At 65.1% G+C, this 19,231-nt stretch carries 20 protein-coding genes; 13 read left to right on the top strand and 7 right to left on the bottom strand.

Annotation, left to right across the window (positions count from 1 at the left end; genetic code table 11):
- Positions 1–153 precede the first annotated feature (153 nt).
- Positions 154–1,440 (top strand): HlyC/CorC family transporter, encoded by a 1,287-nt coding sequence (locus tag J0H39_21635; GenBank protein ID MBN9499365.1) that lies wholly within the window; start codon positions 154–156, stop codon positions 1,438–1,440.
- Between the two features lie 3 nt (positions 1,441–1,443).
- Here J0H39_21635 and J0H39_21630 read toward each other — a convergent pair whose 3' ends face one another.
- Positions 1,444–1,905 (bottom strand): cupin domain-containing protein, encoded by a 462-nt coding sequence (locus tag J0H39_21630; protein MBN9499364.1) that lies wholly within the window; start codon positions 1,903–1,905, stop codon positions 1,444–1,446.
- 109 nt (positions 1,906–2,014) lie between these two features.
- Here J0H39_21630 and gcvA point away from each other — a divergent pair, with 109 nt between their 5' ends.
- Both gcvA and J0H39_21620 read left to right on the top strand, forming a co-directional pair.
- Positions 2,015–2,968, top strand: a complete 954-nt coding sequence (gene gcvA, locus J0H39_21625) for a transcriptional regulator GcvA (protein MBN9499363.1) — start codon at positions 2,015–2,017, stop codon at positions 2,966–2,968.
- Between the two features lie 603 nt (positions 2,969–3,571).
- A complete protein-coding gene (locus J0H39_21620; GenBank protein ID MBN9499362.1) occupies positions 3,572–4,114 on the top strand; it encodes a hypothetical protein in 543 nt (180 codons plus the stop codon).
- A 4-nt stretch (positions 4,115–4,118) separates the two neighbouring features.
- On the opposite strand, the gene J0H39_21615 is transcribed toward J0H39_21620, so the two are convergent.
- From J0H39_21615 to J0H39_21605, 3 genes are read right to left on the bottom strand one after another with little or no spacing between them, the layout of a single operon-like run.
- Positions 4,119–4,625, bottom strand: a complete 507-nt coding sequence (locus J0H39_21615; protein ID MBN9499361.1) for a DUF934 domain-containing protein — start codon at positions 4,623–4,625, stop codon at positions 4,119–4,121.
- 2 nt (positions 4,626–4,627) lie between these two features.
- Entirely contained in the window at positions 4,628–6,286 is a 1,659-nt protein-coding gene (locus J0H39_21610) for a nitrite/sulfite reductase (protein ID MBN9499360.1), read from the bottom strand.
- 1 nt (position 6,287) lies between these two features.
- Positions 6,288–6,587, bottom strand: a complete 300-nt coding sequence (locus tag J0H39_21605) for a DUF2849 domain-containing protein (protein MBN9499359.1) — start codon at positions 6,585–6,587, stop codon at positions 6,288–6,290.
- A gap of 159 nt (positions 6,588–6,746) precedes the next feature.
- Here J0H39_21605 and J0H39_21600 point away from each other — a divergent pair, with 159 nt between their 5' ends.
- The 3 genes from J0H39_21600 (at position 6,747) to J0H39_21590 (ending at position 10,579) form a co-directional block, all read left to right on the top strand.
- On the top strand, positions 6,747–7,910 hold the full coding sequence (locus J0H39_21600; protein MBN9499358.1) for an adenylosuccinate lyase family protein: 1,164 nt from the start codon (positions 6,747–6,749) through the stop codon (positions 7,908–7,910).
- Between the two features lies 1 nt (position 7,911).
- The gene (gene pcaD / locus J0H39_21595; protein MBN9499357.1) at positions 7,912–9,090 is read left to right on the top strand and encodes a 3-oxoadipate enol-lactonase; all 1,179 of its coding nucleotides are present in this window, start codon (positions 7,912–7,914) and stop codon (positions 9,088–9,090) included.
- Between the two features lie 73 nt (positions 9,091–9,163).
- Complete coding sequence (locus J0H39_21590; GenBank protein MBN9499356.1) at positions 9,164–10,579, top strand: MFS transporter; 1,416 nt, start codon at positions 9,164–9,166, stop codon at positions 10,577–10,579.
- Here J0H39_21590 and J0H39_21585 read toward each other — a convergent pair.
- Genes J0H39_21585 through J0H39_21575 form a run of 3 tightly spaced genes read right to left on the bottom strand, consistent with a single transcriptional unit; the run spans position 10,560 to position 12,914 of the window.
- Positions 10,560–11,012: a fucose-binding protein gene (locus J0H39_21585; protein ID MBN9499355.1), complete on the bottom strand. Its 453-nt coding sequence runs from the start codon at positions 11,010–11,012 to the stop codon at positions 10,560–10,562. The two genes, J0H39_21590 and J0H39_21585, sit on opposite strands and share 20 nt — an antisense overlap.
- The gene (locus J0H39_21580; GenBank protein ID MBN9499354.1) at positions 11,005–11,826 is read right to left on the bottom strand and encodes an amidohydrolase family protein; all 822 of its coding nucleotides are present in this window, start codon (positions 11,824–11,826) and stop codon (positions 11,005–11,007) included. The genes J0H39_21585 and J0H39_21580 overlap by 8 nt, the downstream gene beginning before the upstream one ends.
- Positions 11,823–12,914: an aldo/keto reductase gene (locus tag J0H39_21575; protein ID MBN9499353.1), complete on the bottom strand. Its 1,092-nt coding sequence runs from the start codon at positions 12,912–12,914 to the stop codon at positions 11,823–11,825. Before J0H39_21575 ends, J0H39_21580 begins: the two co-directional genes overlap by 4 nt.
- Positions 12,915–12,947: 33 nt before the next feature.
- Between J0H39_21575 and J0H39_21570 the strand changes: the two genes are divergently transcribed.
- The 7 genes from J0H39_21570 to J0H39_21540 are packed head-to-tail and all read left to right on the top strand — an operon-like array spanning position 12,948 to position 19,223.
- On the top strand, positions 12,948–13,850 hold the full coding sequence (locus J0H39_21570; GenBank protein ID MBN9499352.1) for a dihydrodipicolinate synthase family protein: 903 nt from the start codon (positions 12,948–12,950) through the stop codon (positions 13,848–13,850).
- Positions 13,850–14,518: a GntR family transcriptional regulator gene (locus tag J0H39_21565; protein MBN9499351.1), complete on the top strand. Its 669-nt coding sequence runs from the start codon at positions 13,850–13,852 to the stop codon at positions 14,516–14,518. Before J0H39_21570 ends, J0H39_21565 begins: the two co-directional genes overlap by 1 nt.
- A 55-nt stretch (positions 14,519–14,573) precedes the next feature.
- Positions 14,574–15,914, top strand: a complete 1,341-nt coding sequence (locus tag J0H39_21560) for an extracellular solute-binding protein (GenBank protein ID MBN9499350.1) — start codon at positions 14,574–14,576, stop codon at positions 15,912–15,914.
- 7 nt (positions 15,915–15,921) lie between these two features.
- The gene (locus J0H39_21555) at positions 15,922–16,842 is read left to right on the top strand and encodes a sugar ABC transporter permease (GenBank protein MBN9499349.1); all 921 of its coding nucleotides are present in this window, start codon (positions 15,922–15,924) and stop codon (positions 16,840–16,842) included.
- Between the two features lies 1 nt (position 16,843).
- Positions 16,844–17,689, top strand: a complete 846-nt coding sequence (locus J0H39_21550) for a carbohydrate ABC transporter permease (GenBank protein ID MBN9499348.1) — start codon at positions 16,844–16,846, stop codon at positions 17,687–17,689.
- A 50-nt stretch (positions 17,690–17,739) separates the two neighbouring features.
- Positions 17,740–18,732 (top strand): DctP family TRAP transporter solute-binding subunit, encoded by a 993-nt coding sequence (locus J0H39_21545; protein MBN9499347.1) that lies wholly within the window; start codon positions 17,740–17,742, stop codon positions 18,730–18,732.
- On the top strand, positions 18,732–19,223 hold the full coding sequence (locus tag J0H39_21540) for a TRAP transporter small permease (GenBank protein ID MBN9499346.1): 492 nt from the start codon (positions 18,732–18,734) through the stop codon (positions 19,221–19,223). Before J0H39_21545 ends, J0H39_21540 begins: the two co-directional genes overlap by 1 nt.
- Positions 19,224–19,231 lie beyond the last annotated feature (8 nt).

Genomic DNA, 19,231 nt, shown 5'->3' with positions numbered 1-19,231 from the left:
CCGATCCTGGATTGTCGATTGTCCTATAAGGCACTGAAAATGCTCATATTTATATAATCGATGCCGCGCAATACACCGCGCGCGCTCGTGCTATACCTGTGCGCCTCGAAGCCGCCGCCAATCCGTCGCGGGCCGGCATCTTTGGAGTAAGAGGTGTACGTCGAGATCGCCGTCGTCGTGGTGCTGACGATCGTCAATGGCTTGCTCGCCATGTCGGAATTGGCCGTGGTTTCCGCCCGTTCGACCCGGCTTAAGGTTTTGCAGGATAAGGGTAATCGCGGGGCGGAAATCGCCATGCGTCTGGCGGCGGATCCCGGCCGCTTCCTGTCGACCGTTCAAATCGGCATCACCCTGGTCGGTATTTTGTCGGGTGCTTTTTCGGGCGCCACGCTTGGCTTACGTCTCTCCGGTTATCTATCGGAACTCGGGACGCCTCCGGCGGCGGCCGACGCCCTGGGCGTGGGCATCGTCGTCGTCGCCATCACCTATCTGTCGCTGATCGTCGGCGAACTCGTGCCCAAGCAGATCGCGCTGCGCGACCCCGAACGCGTCGCGGCGAAGGTCGCGGCCCCGATGCTGGCGCTGAGCCACGCGGCGGCACCGCTCGTCTGGCTGCTCGACCGTTCGGGCAAGACCGTCTTGCGCCTGTTCGGGCCGAAGGGCACGGCCAACGAAAGCGTGACCGAGGAGGAAGTGAAGAACGTGATCGCGGAAGCCGCGACCGCCGGCATCCTCGAAGGTCAGGAACACGAGATGATTTCGGGCGTCATGCGCTTGGCCGACCGCGCGGCCAAATCGCTGATGACCCCGCGCCACGAAGTCGAAACGCTCGACATCGCTTCGCCCCAGGACGTGCTGCGCAAACACTTGCTCGAGACGTCGCGCGTGCGCCTGCCGATGTGGGAAGGCGAGCGCGACGCGGTGATCGGCGTGCTCGACGTGAAGGCCGCGTTGGTCGAGTTGCTCGAACACGGCACGATCGACGCGCGCAAGCACACGCGCCCCGTGCCCGCCGTGCTCGACGGCATGGATGCGCTCGACGTCGTCAAGGCGATCCAGGAATCGTCGATGCATATGGCCCTCGTCGTCGACGAATACGGCCATTTCGAAGGCATCATCACCTCGACCGATATCCTGGTGGCGATCGCGGGCTCGTTCAAGGACGACCAAGACGAGGAACCCGCCCTGGTTGTGCGCGACGATTCCTCGTATCTCGTCGCGGGCTGGATGCGGGCCGACGAATTCGCCGCGCGCACGGGCGTGCCGACGGAGAAGGACGCGGATTACGAGACCGTCGCGGGGCTCGTTCTCCATCGCCTCGGCCGCCTGCCGCAAACCGGCGAGCGGGTCGAGATCGGCGAATGGACGCTCGAAGTCGTCGATATGGACGGGCGGCGCATCGACAAGCTGCTCGTCATGCGCAAGGCCGTCGCCGCCTAGGCCTCAGTGACGGTGGATCGGGTCGATCCACTTCACGTTTTCGGGCTTCTCGGCCGGTTCGATGTCGAGATTGATCGCGACCGCCTGACCGTCAGAACGGACGAGCACGCATTCCAGCGTTTCGTCCGCTTTCGCGTTGATCTCCTGATGCGGCACGTAAGGCGGCACGAAGATGAAATCGCCGGGGCCCGCCTCAGCGACGAATTCGAGATTGTCGCCCCAGCGCATCCGCGCGCGCCCGCGCACGACATAAATGACGCTTTCCAACGGCCCGTGGTGATGCGCGCCGGTCTTGGCGCCGGGATGGATATGGACCGTGCCGGCCCATAGTTTTTGGGCGCCCGCGCGCGCGAAATCGATCGCCGTGGCGCGGTTCATGCCCGCCGTTTTGCCCGCCGTGGTCGGGTCCAGCGAATCCGCCGGAATCACTTGCACCCCGTCATGCTTCCATTTCGGCTCGGTCATCACGCGTTCCCCTTTGGCGCTAAACGCGCCCAAGTCTAGCCTTGCGCGCACGGCGGGTGTGTCGAATTTTCGCGCGGAAAATTATTCATGGGGCGTTTAGAATACCGCCATGCGTCGCCGCCGTTTACCCCCGCTCAATTCCTTGCGCGCCTTCGAGGCCGTCGCCCGCCATCTCAGCGTGACGAAGGCGGCGGACGAGCTCGCGGTCACGCCCGCCGCGGTCAGCCACCAGATCAAGACGATCGAAGATCATCTGGAGATCGAGCTGTTCCAGCGCACCAAGGGCATTCTGCTGCTGACCGACGCGGGCCAGGCGATCCTGCCCGGCATTCGCGACGGGTTCGAAAGCCTGCAAGCCGCGATCGAGCAGATCGACAATCTGGGCGATGCCGGCGTGCTGACGATTTCGGTGGCGCCGTCCTTCGCCGCGAAATGGCTGTTGCCGCGCCTCGAACATTTCCAGGCGAAATACCCGGAGATCGACGTGCGCGTCGGCGCCTCGATGGCGCTGACGGATTTCCATTCCGACGGCGTCGATCTCGCCATCCGCTACGGGGCGGGGCGTTATCCCGATCTGCATTGCGAGCGTCTGCTCGCGGAAACCGTGTTTCCGGTGTGCAGCCCGAAGCTTTTGAAGGGCAAGCAGCGTCTCGACGCCGTGTCGGCGCTGAAGGATCAAACCTTGCTGCACGACGACAGCCCCGACGACGATCCGTCGTGCCCGAGTTGGACGATGTGGCTGAAGGCGGCGGGAGCGAGCGATATCGACGGCACGCGGGGCCCGCGCTTCAATCAATCGAGCTTGGTCGTGGAAGCCGCGGCGCTCGGGCGCGGCGTGGCGCTGGCCAAAGCATCGCTCGCCGCCGCCGATCTCGCCGACGGGCGCTTGATCAAGCCATTCGGTACGGCCGTGCCGGTCGATTTCGCCTATTGGCTCGTCTGCCCGGAGCCCAAGCTCGCCTTGCGCAAGGTCGCGTTGTTCGCCGATTGGCTCAAATCCGAAGCCTCGGCGTTTGCGGAAAAGGCGGGGGGCGCCGGCAAGGGCGGCAGCCAGCCCGTCTGATCCAATTCGCGCGCGGTCGCTTCGCGGATCGCGCGATGGTCCATGCCCTGCGCGCGCCAATTGCGGCGCTTGGCTTCCAGCAGGCCGAGGCGGATCGCCCACGCCGCACCGAACATTTTGCCGAGATAGGCCGCGAGCGCCCCGGCAAGGCCGGGCGCACGCCCGCCGGTCGCGACCGTCACGGTCAGATCGCCGCGCCGGATCAAAGCGGGCGTGTGGAAGTCGCACAGCTCGGTCACGTCCTCGACATTGACCAAGGCGCCCGCCGCGCGTGCCCGCGCCGCGATCTCGCGCGACCGGTCTTCGTCGAAATCGGCGAGATAGACGATGCGATAGCCCGAAAAATCGCCGTCCGGCGCCACGCGCGAGACCCGCAACGCCCCGGCTTCGACCAGCAATTCCAGGCGGCGCGCGGCGCGCTTGCCGTCCCCGACCAGGGCGATCGGCAATTTCGCGGCGTCGAGATTGATCGGCAACATGGTCGGATACTCGGATTTGCGGGGGAATTCGGGAATTGAGGTTTTTTAGGCGGGGGCCAAAGATTTACTCGCTCGCCAACCCGGCCGATCCGCCGTCTGATGAAGCTCTGAAACGGAGCGGATCATGGGCGTTCAAACGGCAATCTCCTCGGCGATCAAGGCGGCTTCCCGGACGGAAATCCGCGAAACTTTTACGGCCGACGAGCTGGGTTGGATCTTGGGCGAGGCGGCGATTCTGACCCGTAGCGCGCCTGCCGCCGCCGACGCGCATTTGCGCAGCGCCGGATTGGCCCTGCTGGCCCGCCATCCCGAACTTGCCGCTCCGGCGATCGCCGGTTTGGGCGCGCCCGTGAAGATCGCGGGCAGCGAATACCGCGCCCAATGGACCGGACGGATCGCCGCGCAAGCGGGCGAGATTGTCGCTTTGGTCGCGTTCTCCGGCGCCAATGTCGTGCTCGAACGCCAAGCGGGCTTCGCCGACAACGCGGCCCTGGAAGCGGGTGCCGTGATCGTGTTGCAGGCGGGTGAGGCCGTTTCGCCGCTGCCCGGCGGCTTCGCGGGCCCGGTCTTCGCCGTGCGCTATACGCGCGCGCAAGCAGGCGAAGCGCCCGTGGTGCCGATCGGCGAACACGCGTTGTGGCCCAGCGCCTGGGCCGTCGCCGGCTAATTCCTTACGCGGGGCGGCGGCGCCAAGCATAGCCGCCTTCCTGGCGCTCTTCGCGCGTCGCCGGCTGAAAATAGTGATCGACCGTCACGATTTTGCCGTCGCGCAACGCGGCGATCGTACCTTCATGCGTGGGCTGCAACGCGTCGAACCCGGCACGCAGCATCAGCGTAATCTGGTCGCGCAGCACGTCGCCGATGGCGCGCAGTTCACCCTTGAAGCCATGGCGCTCGCGCACGAGCCGGGCGAGCGAATAAGGCCGCCCGTCAGCATAACGCAGGAATCGGAGCGCGATCAGATCGAAGCGATTGAGGTCGTTCTCGATCCCGTCGAAGGTTTCGCCCGCGACGAGCACGAGGCCGAGCGGGGCATTGCGCGCCAGCAGCGCTTCGCGGTCGCGCAAGAATTGCGCCTTGGTGATCGCGGCCGGGCCTTGCGGCAAAGTTTCGTCGTCGGCAGGGAACGACCAGGCATCTTCGCCGAACGCACGGCGCTTCACGTCGTAAACATTCATGATCAAGCGTCCGCGTAGAGGGCGGCTTTGAAGGGCTCGGCGCCCACGCGGCGATAGGCGTCGAGGAAGTTTTCCTCGGGGCCCTTGCGCAAGCCGAGATAGACGTCGATCACCGCTTCGACCGCGTCGACGACCTTATCGGTCGGGAAGCCCGGCCCGATGATTTCGCCGATCGACGTATGCTCGTCGGCCGAGCCGCCCAGCGTGATCTGGTAGAGCTCCTTGCCCTTCTGATCGACGCCCAGCAGGCCGATATGGCCGACATGGTGATGGCCGCACGCGTTGATGCAGCCGGAAATCTTGATCTTCAGATCGCCGATTTCCTCCTGGCGCGCGATATCGGCGAAACGCTCCGACAAACGCTGCGCGACCGGGATAGAACGCGCATTGGCGAGCGCGCAATAGTCGAGGCCCGGGCAGGCGATAATGTCGGTGACGAGACCCGCGTTCGGCGTGGCGAGGTTGTGCTTGGCGAGTTCCGCGAACAGCGCCGGGATCTCGTCGAGCTTCACATGCGGCAGAACCAGGTTCTGCTCGTGGCTAACCCGAATCTCCGCATGCGAGAAGCGCTCGGCGATGTCGGCGATGGCGTCCATCTGCGCGGCCGTCGCGTCGCCCGGCGGTTCGCCCACCGGCTTCAACGAAACGGTGACGACGCCGTAGCCGGCATTGCGATGCGGCGTGACGTTATGGCGCACGAAGCGTTCCAGCGTCTTGTTCGCGGCCTTGGCCGTCTCAAGCGCGGTGGAAGTCGCGGGGAGCGCGTCGAGTGCGGGCGAGGCGAAATAGGCGCTGATCGCCTTCACGTCGGCTTCGGGCAGGGTCAGCGTCTTGCCCTTCAACTGCGCGAACTCGGCTTCGATCGCGGCGGCGATCTCCGCCTTGCCTTTTTCGTGCACCAGGATCTTGATGCGCGCCTTGTATTTGTTGTCGCGCCGGCCTTCGAGGTTGTAGACGCGCAAGATCGCCTCGCAATAGGCGAGCAGATCTTCCTCCGCCAGGAAGTCGCGGACCTTGTGCGCGATCAGCGGCGTGCGGCCCTGGCCGCCGCCGACATAGACGGCGAAACCGGTTTTGCCGTTGGGACCGCGCACCGCGTGCAGCCCGATATCGTGGACTTGCACGGCCGCGCGATCATGCGGGGCGCCCGTCACCGCGATCTTGAACTTGCGCGGCAGATAGGTGAATTCGGGGTGGATCGCCGACCATTGGCGCAGGATTTCGGCGTAGGGGCGCGGATCGACGATTTCGTCGGCGGCGGCGCCGGCGAAATGATCCGCCGTGACGTTGCGGATGCAATTGCCCGACGTTTGCAGCGCATGCATCTCGACTTCGGCCAGCTCGGCCAGCAGATCGGGAATGCGCGCGAGCTCGACCCAGTTGAATTGCAGGTTCTGACGCGTCGTGAAATGGCCATAGCCCTTGTCGTATTCGCGCGCGATATGGGCGAGCTTGCGCATCTGGCGCGACGAGAGCACGCCGTACGGAATGGCGATGCGCAGCATATAGGCGTGAAGCTGCAGATAGACGCCGTTCATCAATCGCAGCGGCTTGAACTGATCTTCGGTCAGTTCGCCCGACAGGCGGCGCGCGACTTGGTCGCGGAACTCGGCGACGCGTTCCAGGACGAAGCCCCGGTCGAATTCGTCATAGCGATACATGTCAGATGCTTCCGGGGATCGGGACGGTGGGGCCCTGGGCGCGGATGCGTTCGCGCAGCAGAACGGGCAGGCGCGATTCCGTGTCGAAGGCGACGGCGACGGGTTCGACCACGATATTGCGGTCGTGATCGAGCTTCGCCGCCGCCAGCAGCGTTTCGGCCTTGGCGGGATCCAGGGCGATTTCGGCGCGGGTCGCGTCCGTCACCCAATCGCCCGTTTCGGTGCGGAAAACGACGATACCCGAACGCAGATCGTTGGCCGTGATCGCGACCGGCCGGAACGGCTTGGCGGCTTTGCTCATGATCGGGGGACAATCGGTCCCGACCCCCCGGCGGGACAAACGAGAAATCCTCACAAGGCCGTTAAGTTTGGCTGGATACCCCGGTCATGGCTAATATGGCCATGAGGAGAAACGCATGATTTCCCAATCGGACCTGGCAGTCGCTACATTCGGCGCGCAATGACGTTTTCGGCACTCGATTCCGCCCTGACCGGGCCGTTTTACGCCGATCCGGCCGTGGCCGCGATTTTCGACGATCGCGCGCGGCTTGCGCGGTTTTTGCGCATCGAAGCCGCCTTGGCCGAAGCCCAAGGTCATGACGATGTCGCGAAAGCTTTGCGCGGTCTCGATCCCGCATCCTTCGATCTCGCCGCAATCGGTGCGGGCACGGCCGATCAAGCGGTCGCGTCGATCCCGTTTCTGGCGGCTGCGCGCAAGCAATTGCCTGAAGCGCTCGGCGCTTTGGTTCACAAAGGCGCCACCAGCCAAGATCTGATCGATACCGAAGCTTCGCTGGCCGCGAAGGAAGCCGATGCCGTCCTCGCCGCGAACTGGGCGAAGGCGCTGACCGGTCTCGCGGCGCTGGCGCGCACGCATCGCGATGTCGTGATGATGGGCCGCACCTATAATAAGCATGCCGCGACGATCACCTTCGGCTTCAAGGCCGCGATGTGGGGTATAGGCCTTGCCGAAGCGCTGGAATCGGCTCCCGCACCGATCTATCGCGCCACGCTGGGCGGGGCGGTGGGCACGCTCGCCGCGATGGGCAAATCGGCCCCGATCGTCGCCAAGCGCTTCGCGGAAATCCTCGGCCTCGACGCTTCGCCGTTTCCGATCCAGGTTTCGCGCGCCCCTTATGTGGCGGGCGGCCTGCGCCATGCGATGGCGATGGGCGCCGCCGCGAAGATCGCGACCGATATTCTGTTCCTGCAAGCTGACGAGATCGGCGAAGTGGCCGAGCCCGCGATTCCCGGGCGCGGCGGATCGTCGGCGATGCCGCATAAGCGCAATCCCGTCGGCTGTGCGGCGATCTTGGCCACACATATGGCCGCCGGCGGCCATGCGGCGACGCTGATCCAATCGATGGCCTCGGCCCAGGAACGCCCGGCGGGCGCTTGGCAGGCCGAATGGCTCGCCTTCGGCTCGCTGATCGGCCTTGCGTCAGGTTCGGCGCGCGAACTCGCGACGATCGCAACGGGTTTGACGATCGATGCCGTGCGGATGAAGGAAAACCTCGCGCGCACGCCCGATGTGGCCGCGCACCGGCCCGATGCCGCGCGCTGGGTCGAACCCGCCATCGTGCGCATCGAAGCTGCCGCGAAGAAACTGAACGCAGGAAATTGATATGCCCACGCTGACGACCGCCAACGGCACCACGCTGCGCTACGATCTGCTCGGCCCCGAAGACGGGCCGCCGGTGCTGTTCTCCAACTCGCTGGGCACGGCGCTGGAAATGTGGGATCGGCAGATACCGGCCCTCGCCGACAAATACCGTTTGATCCGCTACGACACGCGCGGCCATGGTTCGTCGCCGGTGAAGCCCGGGGCTTCGACGATCTTCGATTTGGCCGACGACGCGCTCGGCCTGCTCGATGCGTTGAAGATCGACGTGGCGCATATCGTCGGCCTGTCGATGGGCGGCATGACCGGTCAGGTTCTGGCAGCCAAATATCCCAAGCGCGTGCGCTCGCTGACGCTGATGGCAACGTCGGCGCATATGCCCCCGCCCGAAGGCTGGCGCACGCGCGCCGCCGCGGTGCGCAAGGATGGCACGGCGTCGATCGTCGAAGCCGTGCTGTCGCGCTGGTTCACCAAGGCGTGTCCGCCGGAATTGATCGCGAATGTGAAGGCGCAATTCCTGGCCTGTCCGGCCGAAGGCTATGCGCTGTGCTGCGAGGCGTTGGCCGAGATGGATCTGCGCGGCTTGATCCCGGCGATCGCGGCGCCCACGCTGATTATCGCGGGCGAGGACGATCCGGCGACGCCGCCGCAGATGATGCGCGATATCCAAGCGCTGGTCGCGGGCGCCGAACTCGTCACGCTGCGCCAGGCGGCACATCTATTGGCGATCGAGCAAGCGCCCGCCGTGAACCGCCATCTGCGCGCGTTCCTGGATGCGCAAGCACCGCAGGCGAAGTCGCGCGACGGTTCGTCTTTCGAGGCCGGGCTCGCCAATCGTAAATCGGTGCTGGGGGCGCCGCATGTCGATCGCTCGCTCGCATCGGCGACGGATTTCGACCGGCCTTGGCAGGAGTTCATCACCCGCACGGCGTGGGGCGATATCTGGGGCGATCCCACATTGCCGCGCAAAACGCGGTCGATGCTCACGCTCGCGTTGATGATCGCGCTGGGGCGGGAGGAGGAGTTCCGCCTGCATGTGAAACCGGCATTGCGCAACGGGGTGACGACGGAAGAATTGCGTTCGCTGGTGCTGCACGCGGCGGTCTATGCGGGCATCCCCGCGGGCAATGCAGCCATGCGCTGGGCGAAGCTCGAACTCGGGCTTCTGGAAGAAAAGAAATAGCGGTCACCGCGCGTAACCGGATGCCCCGCACGCGCCCTTGAGATAGGGCGCGTGGGGCGCGAAACTGCGGCCAATGGCACAAGACCCTTCCGAAGCGCCCCAGCAAGACTTGCCCCGCATCGTTCCGCTGATCGCCGCCAGCGCCCTGTTCCTGGAGAATATGGGTGCCACGGTGCTGGCGACGGCGTTGACCGAGATCGCGCGCGATTTCCAAGTCGACCCGATCGATCTCAAACTCGCGCTGACGTCGTATCTGATTTCGCTCGCGGTGTTCATCCCGGCTTCGGGTTGGGTCGCCGACCGGTTCGGGACGCGCACGGTTTTCTGCTGGGCGATGGGCGTCTTCGCCGTCGGGTCGATTGCCTGCGCGTTCTCCGGCCAGATTTGGGAACTCGTCGCGTCGCGCGTGGTGCAAGGGGCGGGCGGGGCGATGATGATCCCGGTCGCGCGGCTTGTCGTCGTGCGCAGCGTGTCGAAGGAAAAGCTGATCGCCGCGATGGCGGTGTTGACCATGCCGGGCCTGCTCGGCCCGATCGTCGGGCCGCCTTTGGGCGGGTTCTGCGCGACCTATCTTACCTGGCACTGGATCTTCTGGATCAATGTGCCCGTCGCGATACTCGGCATTCTCGCGGCGCGCGCGCGCCTGCCGCAGATCCACGGCGACGGTTCGGACGCGTTCGATCTGCGCGGATTCCTATTGAGCGGCCCCGGTCTGGCGCTGACGCTGATCGGTGCGACGACCATCGGCGTCGAACACACCGACCATCGTCTCGCCGCCGCGTGCTTGGCGGCGGGCGTCGTTTTGCTGATCGCCTATGTCCGCCATGCGCTTCGCCATCCCGCCCCGGTCATCGACCTGCGCCTGTTGAGCATCCGCAATTTCCGCATCGGCATGATCGGCGGGTTCCTGTTCCGCGTGGGCGGCGGCGCGGTGCCGTTCCTGCTGCCGCTTTATATCCAGCTCGGCCTCGACCGCACCGCGTTCGAAAGCGGCGCCATCACCTTCGCGGTCGGCATCGGCGCTTTCGCGATGAAGATTTGCGCCAACCGCATTTTGCGCTGGGTCGGGTTCCGCAACGTGCTGGTCGTCAACGGCTTGATCGCGGGCATGCTGGTCGCGATCCCGCTGGTCTTCCATGCCGGCATGCCCGGCTGGGTGATGATCGCGATTTTGATGCTGACCGGTTTCACGCGCTCGCTGCAATTCACCAGCTCGAACGCCGTGCTGTTCGCCGACGTGCCGGCCGACAAGATGTCGCGCGCGACCACGTTGATGGCGGTGGCGCAGGAAATGACCGGCTCGATCGGCATCACCATCGCGGCGGTGGCGCTGACGATCGCCGCGTCGGGCATGGCCACGGGGGCGACGGGCACGGCGCAATTCGTGCCCGCGTTCCTGACCGTCGCGGCGATCGCGACATCCTGCGCTTTCGTCTATATGACGCTGCCGCGCGACGTCGGCGCGGTGCTTACGGGACGCCGGCGATAACGCCTTTGCGCAGCAGGAAGCAGCCGTAAGGGCGCGGATCGCCGACCTGCACCACGGCGAAGGCGTTTTTCGCGGCTTCGTAGAAGGCGAAACGCTCGATCCCGGACAGCGGCGTTTTGGCGCCGAGCGCCTTGTCGATCTCGGCCTGCACGGCCTTCTGCACGTCGGGAATTTTCTTCTTGTCGCCGACGACTTCCATCCGGCGCAGGGGCTTGGGCTCGAAATCGTCGATCGGCAACACCGACAGAATGGCGCGCGCCGCGCGCTCCATCGTCAAACCCGGCAGGCGCACGAGCTTGCCGGTCGTCGTATGCGCCGCGATCGTCTCGGCCGGATGATTGGCGTCGACCAAGGCGAGATCGTCGCCGTGGCCCATCGCGTCGAGCACCCATAGAAGATCGGCCGACAGAACCGGATCGAGACCTTTAAGCATCGCGTCGTCCCCGTTTGTCCAAATAGATGCGCGCCGCGTTGGCGCCGAAAATGTCGTCGTGCGAACCAAGCAGACCTTGGGCCGCCGCGAACCAGCGATCGTAGCCGCCGGCCAGATCGACGACCGGCCAATCGCTGCCCCAGAGCAAGCGGGCGGGCCCGAACACGTCGAGCAAATGGAGCACGTAAGGCGCGAGATCGCCTTGCGTCCATTCGGGCGACGCTTCGGTCGCGAGGCCCGAAACCTTGCACACGACGTTCGGGCGTGCGGCGAGGGCGGCCATATCCGCGCGCCACGGATCGAGGCGCTTGTCCTTGATGAACGGCTTGGCGCCGTGATCGACGACGATGCGCAAACCCGGATGGCGCTCGGCCACCACCAGCAGGCGCGGCAAATGGCGCGGCAGCACCAGCGCATCGAAGACGAGGCCATAGGCGATCAGCGCGTCGAAGGCGGGGGCGAGCTTGGGCGAAGCGAGCCAATCGTCGTCGGCGAGGTCCTGCACCATCGGGCGCAAGCCGACGAGCAATTCGTCCTTCGCCAATTCGGCGATGCGCTCGGGCGTTTCGAAATCGGTCCAGCCGACCACGCCCGCCACGCTTTCGTCGCCCTCGGCGATATCGAGCAGGAACAGCGTTTCCGCTTCCGTGGGGGCCGCCTGCACCAGAATCGATTTGGCGATGTCGTGGCGTTTCAAAATGGGCGCGAGATCGGGCGGCAGGAAATCGCGATAGATGATTCCCTTGTCGGGCGTCAGCCAGCCGTAATCGCCGCGATCGACGCGCCAATAATGCTGATGCGCGTCGATCTTCATGCCGGCACCGGGCAGGATTTGTCGAGCAAGCCCTTGGCTTTGAGATCGCGCCACAACGCGGCGGGAATCTTCGCGCTGAAAGATTGGCGTTGGCGCTCGATTTCGGACGGCGCCACGGCGCCCAGCACGACGCTCGACACCGCCGGATGTGCCAGCGCGAAACGCAACGCCGCATCGGCGAGCGCCACATTATGCGCGCGGCAGACGGCTTCGATCTGACCGACCTTCGCCATCACATCGGGCGGGGCGGGCTTATAATTATACTTCGCCCCCGGGATCGGCCCGGTCGCCAGAATGCCGGAGTTGAACACGCCGCCCAGCATCACGCCGATGCGCCGTTCGACGGCCAGCGGCAGGAATTCGGCGGCGGCGGGCTGTTCGAGCAGCGAATAGCGCCCGGCGAGCAGCACGCAATCGATGTCGCATTCGCGCGCGAAGCGCACGCACATATCCGCTTCGTTGACGCCCACACCGACCGCGCGAATGACCTTTTCCTGTCGCAAACGATCGAGCGCCTTATAGGCGCCGGACACCGCCTCGCGGAAACGCTGGTCGATCATCGAAGCACCATGCGTCCAGACATCGACGTCGTGGATCAGCACCACGTCGATATGGCTCAACCCCATGCGCAGCATCGATTGTTCCAGCGAGCGCATCGCGCCGTCATAGGAATAATCGAAATTGGCGAGATGCTCGACGCCGCCGGCATAGCCTTCGCCGGGAACCTTGCGCTTGAAGGGATCCATCACGCGCCCGATTTTTGTGCAGAGCACGAATTTGGGCGGCTTGACGCGCCGCAATGCAGCACCGATGCGCAACTCCGACATGCCGTGGCCGTAAAGCGGCGACGTGTCGAGCAACGTCACGCCGTTGCGCAGCGCCGATTCGACCGTGCCGACCGCGACCGCTTCGTCGATGATCGAATAAAGATCGCCCAAGGGTGCGCCGCCGAAACCGTGTTCGGACACTTCGACGCCGCTTTTACCGAGAATTCGCGTGTCCACTCGCTTCCCCCAACTGCCCGCTTTAACGAACTGACATGTTACTTCTTGACGCGCGTCCGCGACATGGTCAACATCCGCGCCCATAAGACCATAACGCATCGGGAGAGATCGTCCATCATGTCCGCCAAATCCATCGGTCCGCGCATTGGCCTGTCCTGCGCCTTGTCGACCGCGTTCCTCGCCAACGGCGCCGTCGATCTGCCGCGCACCGTGGCACAGGCGAAATGGGTGCTGGCGAATGGCGGCGACGGTGTCACGATGTTCGGCACGACGGGCGAGGGCGCTTCGATCGATATCGGCGAGCGCCACGCGGCGTTGGGCGCACTCGCCGCTGGCGGGCTCGATCTGGGCAAGCAGGTCATCGCGGGCGTTTCGGCGGCGACGGTGGGCGAAGCGGTCGCGCAAGCGCGCGTCGGCTACGATCACGGCGTGCGCGGGCTTCTGATGACGCCGCCGTTCTATTTCCCCGAGCCCTCGGAAGAAGGCGTGTTCCGCTGGTACGCGTCGGTATTCGAGAAGCTGGGCGCGCAATTGCGCGACGTTTTGATCTATCACATCCCCAGCATGACGCGCGTGATGTTCACGCCCGCGATCATGACGCGCCTGCGCAAGGAATTCCCGAACGCCATCATCGGCATCAAGGATTCGACCGGCCAATGGGACTCGGCCAAGGGCTTCCTCGACACGCATAAGGATCTGCAAATCCTGGTCGGCGACGAGCGGTTGCTCGCCCGCGCGGTGCGCGAAGGCGGTTCCGGCACGATTTGCGGCATGGCGAATATCCGCCCCGATCTGCTGCGCCCGGCGGCGTGGGAAGGCAAGGACGATGCGCGCATCGGCGCGTGTGTGGCGGCGATCATCGCCGATCCGTTCATGCCGGCGGTCAAGGCGCTGATCGCGCATCGCGAAGGCGACGTGAATTGGCGCCGCATGCGTCCGCCGGTCGTCGAACTCGACGAAGCGCGCGCCAACGCGCTGGTCAAGCGCGTCGATGCGGCTTTGGCCCAGAAAGCGGCTTGATGGCCGAAACCGGGACCGATGCGCCCAAGCTGCGGGAACGCGCCTATGCCGCGTTCACCGATCGCTTGCTCGCGCGCCAAATCGTGCCCGGTCAGTTCGTCTCGCAGCGCGAGCTGGTGGAGATCACCGGCTTGCCGCTCGGGGCGATCCGCGAACTCGTGCCGCGTTTGGAAGCGGAAGGCTTGATCGTCACCATTCCCCAGCGCGGGATGCAGGTGGCGCATGTTGATCTGAGCCTGATCCGCAACGCCTTCCAGTTCCGCTTGATGATGGAGCGCGAGGCGGTCGAAGTGTTCGTGCGCGAAGCGCCCGATGCCGAGATCGAACGCCTGATGGAGACGCACGAGCGAATCATCAAGGACGCGAAGAAGAAGATCACGCCGGATGTGATTCGCCGCGCCCAGCTCGCCGATTGGGATATGCACGATACGATCGTGGATTTTCTGGGCAACGAAATCGTATCGAGCGCCTATCGCGTCAATTCGATCAAGATCCGCCTGATCCGGCAGGCGGAAGTCCGTCTCGACCCCGGCCGGGTCGAAACGGTGATGCGCGAGCATCTGGGGATCGTGCGCCGGATGGCGGCGCGCGATATCGAAGGTGCGCGCAGCGCGCTGGCCGCGCATATCCAAGACGCGAAAAATCGCGCAATGGGCCTGTCGCCTTAGCGGCGGCGGGACGCTAGAATTCGAGCAACCAAAACCTAAACAGGGGGAGACGACGATGAAGACGACGATGAATCGACGCAATCTGCTGAAGGGGGCCGCCGCCGCCGGCGTGTTCGCTTCGCCGATGCTCAACACCAAGACGCTGTTCGCGCAATCGGGCGCGTTCAACTGGAAGCGCTTCCAGGGCCAGTCGATCGAAGTGTCGCTGATCCGCAGCCCGCGCGGCGATCTTCTGAAGCGCCATCAGGCGGAATTCGAAGCGCTGACCGGCATCAAGGTCGGCGTCGAGGATATCCCCGAGCAGCAGCAGCGCCAGAAGGTCGTGATCGAGTTCAACTCGGGCCGCCCGAGCTTCGACGTCGTCCACCTGTCGTATCACGTGCAGAAGCGCCAATTCGCCAAGGCGCGCTGGCTGGCCGAAGTCGGCGGGTACCTCAACGACGCGCAACTCACGCCCGCCGAATGGGATCGCGCCGACGTGACCCAGCGCGGCCTCGACTACGCGACCGACGACGGCAAGATCAATTCGCTGCCCTGGTCCGTCGATTACTGGATGCTCTACTACAACAAGGAGCTATTCCAGGCGAAGGGTGTCGCGTACCCGAAGTCGATCGACGAGATCGTCGCCGCGGCCGCGAAGCTGCACGATCCGGCCAACGGCGTGGCGGGTTTCGTCGCGCGGGGCTTGCGCAACGCCAACGTGCCGGTGTGGACGCAGCTTCTGCTCGGCTGGGGCCAGGATACGACGACCGGCAATCCGCCGCGTCTGCTGACCGATACCGACGACGCGATCGCCGCGGCGCGCGTCTATCAGACGCTGCTGCGTAACTCCGGCCCGCAAGGCGTGGCCGGCTTCAACTGGAACGAAGCGCAGTCGCTGTTCGCGCAAGGCCGTGCGGCCATGTGGCTGGACGGCGTGGGCTTCGCCCCGCCGCTCGAAAACCGCGAGCGCAGCCGCATCGTCGGCAAGGTCGGCTACGGCATCTTCCCGGCGGGCCCCAAGGCCCATCACGCGGCGATGTTCGGCGACGGCATCGCCGTGGCGGGTGCGAGCCAGAAGAAGGAAGCGGCGTATCTCTACTGCCTGTGGGCGACCAACAAGCAGAACTCGAACCGCTTGCTGCAGACCGGTTCGGGCGTGCCGTTCCGCCGTTCGACTTTCAACGATCAGGCCACGCTCAGCGCGCTGACGGTGCCGAAGGATTGGGCCGATTGCGTGCGCGGCTCGGGCGAAATCGCCCGCGCGGCGCTGCCCGTCATCGGTCCGGTCACGGAGTTCCGCGACGTGTTCGGCACGGCGCTGACCAACACGATCGGCGGCGCCGATCCGGCGGCGGAAATGCGCCGCGCGACGGCGGAGTTCCGCCCGGTTCTGGAACGTTCGGAACAGGGTTGATCTCGGCTTGAACGCGACCGCTCAACAAACGGCCGGTGCGGCGATCCCCGCACCGGCCGGGGCGAAACTGGCGAAACCCCGGTATCACTGGTTCGTGATACCGGGGCTGCTGGTCACGCTCGCCATCATCATCTTCCCGTGGGTCTTCACGGTGTGGATGAGCCTCCACGAATGGAAGCTCGGCGGAGCCGCCCAATGGGTCGGCTTGCGCAACTACATCGAACTCGCGACCAATCAGCGATTCCTCGAATCGATCTGGCATACGTTCTATTTCACGGCCGTCGCCGTGGCGCTGCCGCTGGTGCTGGGCACCTACGCGGCCGTCGTCTTCCACCGCGAATTCCCGTTCCGCGGCGTGCTGCGCACGATCTTCATCATGCCGATGATGGCGACACCGGTCGCCATAGCACTGGTGTGGACGATGATGTTCCACCCGCAGCTCGGCGTGCTGAACTATCTGCTCAGCACGGTGGGCATCGGCCCGTCCGAATGGGTGTTCGCGCGCCACACCGTCATTCCCAGCTTGGCGCTGGTCGAAGTGTGGTTGTGGACGCCCTTCGTGATGATCATCGTGCTGGGCGGCCTGGCCGCCGTGCCGACCGAGCCCTATGAAAGCGCGCTGCTGGACGGCGCCACGCAGTGGCAGATGTTCTGGCGCATCACCTTTCCGCTGGTGCTGCCCTTCATCGTGGTGGCGGGCATCATCCGCACGATCGACGCGCTGAAAGCGTTCGAGGTGATTTACGTCATCTCCAACGGCGGGCCGGGCACGGCGTCGGAGACGATCAACCTCTATCTCTATTCGCAGGCCTTCGCCTATTACAACGTCGGCAACGCGTCCGCCGTCGTGGTCGTGTTCTTCGCGATCATCGTCGTGCTGTCGCTGGTGCTGCTGTGGGCGCGCGAACGCGCCAAGTGGAACAACTGACATGAGCGCCCTGGCCGCGAACTTCCATTGGCGCAAGGCGGTCGGGCACGCGGGGCTGGTGTTGTCGCTGATCGTCCTGCTCGCCCCTGTCGTGTTCGTATTCTTCTGGGTGATTTCGCTGTCGCTGAAATACGACATCGACAACACCGCCTATCCGCCGATCTTCATTCCGGAAGAGATCACCTTGGTGAATTTCCGGAAGCTGTTCGAGGAGACGCCGTTCTTTCTCTATTTCTGGAACTCGGTGCAGGTCTCGGGCGGCGCCACGGCGGCGGCTTTGCTGCTGGGCGTGCCGGCGGGCTACGGCATCGCCAAGTCGAAGGCGCATTCGATGGCGGTGCTGATGCTGATCAGCCGCATGACGCCGGGCCTTTCCTATCTCATCCCGCTGTTCACGCTGTTCCAGATGATCGGCCTGATCGGCACGGTGCTGCCCATCGCGATCACGCATATCGTCATCACGCTGCCGATCGTCGTCTACATCATGATCGGCTATTTCGAATCGCTGCCGGTGGAGCTGGAAGAAGCCGCGCGGATCGACGGCTGCACGACCTGGCAGACCTTCCTGCATGTGGCGCTGCCGCTGGCGCGTCCGGGCATCGTGGTCGGCGCGATCTTGTCGTTCATCTATTCCTGGAACAATTTCGTGTTCGGCGCCGTGTTCGCGGGGCGCACGACGCGCACCATGCCGGTCGCCGTCTACAACATGCTGACTTTCGAGCAGTTCGCCTGGGGGCCGCTCGCCGCGGCCGCCATCGTGGTGATGCTGCCCGTGCTGATTTTGACGATCTTCATCCAGAAGGAAATCGTCGGCGGATTGACCGCCGGCGGCGTAAAGGGCGCCTGATCCCGGAACCGGGACCGGCGTTTTTAAAAACCAAAAAAGGGAGAGAGACCATGTCCACATTCACGCGTCGTAATCTGCTCGGCGCCACGGCGGCCGGTGCGGCGTTGCTCGCCGCCCCCAGCATTCCGCGCGCCCAGGCGACCGCGGTGCGCTGGGGCGAAATGCTCGCGCCCAGCCATCCGCAGGTGCAGATGGTCGATCGCGTCGCCGCCGAGGTGAAGGAAAAGACCTCCGGCCGCATCGATATCCAGTCGTTCCCGAACGGCCAGCTCGGCTCGGGCCGCGACATGATGGAAGCGGTCTCCGCCGGCGCCTTGCACATGACGACGGACGGTGCGGGCGCGCTCGCCGCGTTGCTGCCCGCGCTGTCGGTCATCGAGGCGCCCTATCTGTGGCGCGACGCCGCCCATATGGCGAAGTCGGTTTCCTCGCCGCAGTTCAAGAAAATGAACGACGATCTGGTGGCGCGCCGCCAGATGCGTCTCGCCTCGGTCACCTATTACGGCAAGCGCCATCTGACGACGGGCACCAAGAACGTGCGTTCGCCCGCCGACATGAACGGCTTCAAGCTGCGTGTGCCCCCGGTGGACGTGTTCCGCGCGATGGCCGAAGCCTGGGGTGCCGTCGCCACGCCGGTGAACTTCAACGAGCTCTACCTCGCGCTCAACCAGGGTGCCGTCGACGGTCAGGAAAATCCGCTGCCGACGATCCAGAGCGGCAAGTTCTTCGAAGTGCAGAAGTTCCTGGTGCTGACCGAGCACATCATCACGCCGCGTCTCGTCATCGTGAACGAAGGCTTCTATCGCGGCTTGCGCAACGCCGATCGCGACATTCTGGAAACGGCGCTGGCCAACGGCGCCAAGTGGCAGGATGCGGAACTCCTCAAGCAGGAGGCCACGCTGGTCGATACGCTACGCGCGGCGGGCATGACCGTGGTGCAGCCCGACGTGAAGGCGTGGCGCGAGCCCGTCCTCGCCAAGGTGCCCGCGCGCTTCGCCCAAGTGTGGGGTGCGGGCACGTTCGACGCGCTGGCGGCGCTGTAATGGAAGGGCTGCGGCGCGTAAGCGACGGCGCATTGCGCGTCGCCGCCTTTCTCCTGCTGATGGCGTTGTTGGGTTGCGTCGTGCTGGGCGTCGTATCGCGCCAGCTCGGCGCGCCCGTTCCATGGACCGACGAAGCCGCCCAGTATCTTCTGGTCTGGACCGGCTTCGTCGGCTGGATCCTGGCGGCGCGACGGCGCAGCCATATCCGTATCGACGTAATCATCGACGCGTTGCCCGCGGTGCCGCGCCGCGCGGCCGAAGTGGTCATCCAGCTTTGCGTGGTGGGATTGACCGCCGCGATGGTTTGGTACGGCCCCGTGCTGATCGAACGCAATCTCGACGTGACCTGGATCAGCGTGCCGCTCTCGGCAGCGATCCTTTACATTCCGGTACCTTTGGCCGGGGCGGCCGTGCTGATCCAAGCTTGCGCGCAGATCGTCGAAGCGATCAAAGGCCCGTTGCCGACCGCGATGGTGGAGACGAAGCTGTGATCTCCACG

The sequence above is a fragment of the Alphaproteobacteria bacterium genome (assembly GCA_017308135.1).
Taxonomy (GTDB): Bacteria; Pseudomonadota; Alphaproteobacteria; order CACIAM-22H2; family CACIAM-22H2; genus Tagaea.
This window is presented reverse-complemented; position numbering and strand designations above follow the sequence as displayed.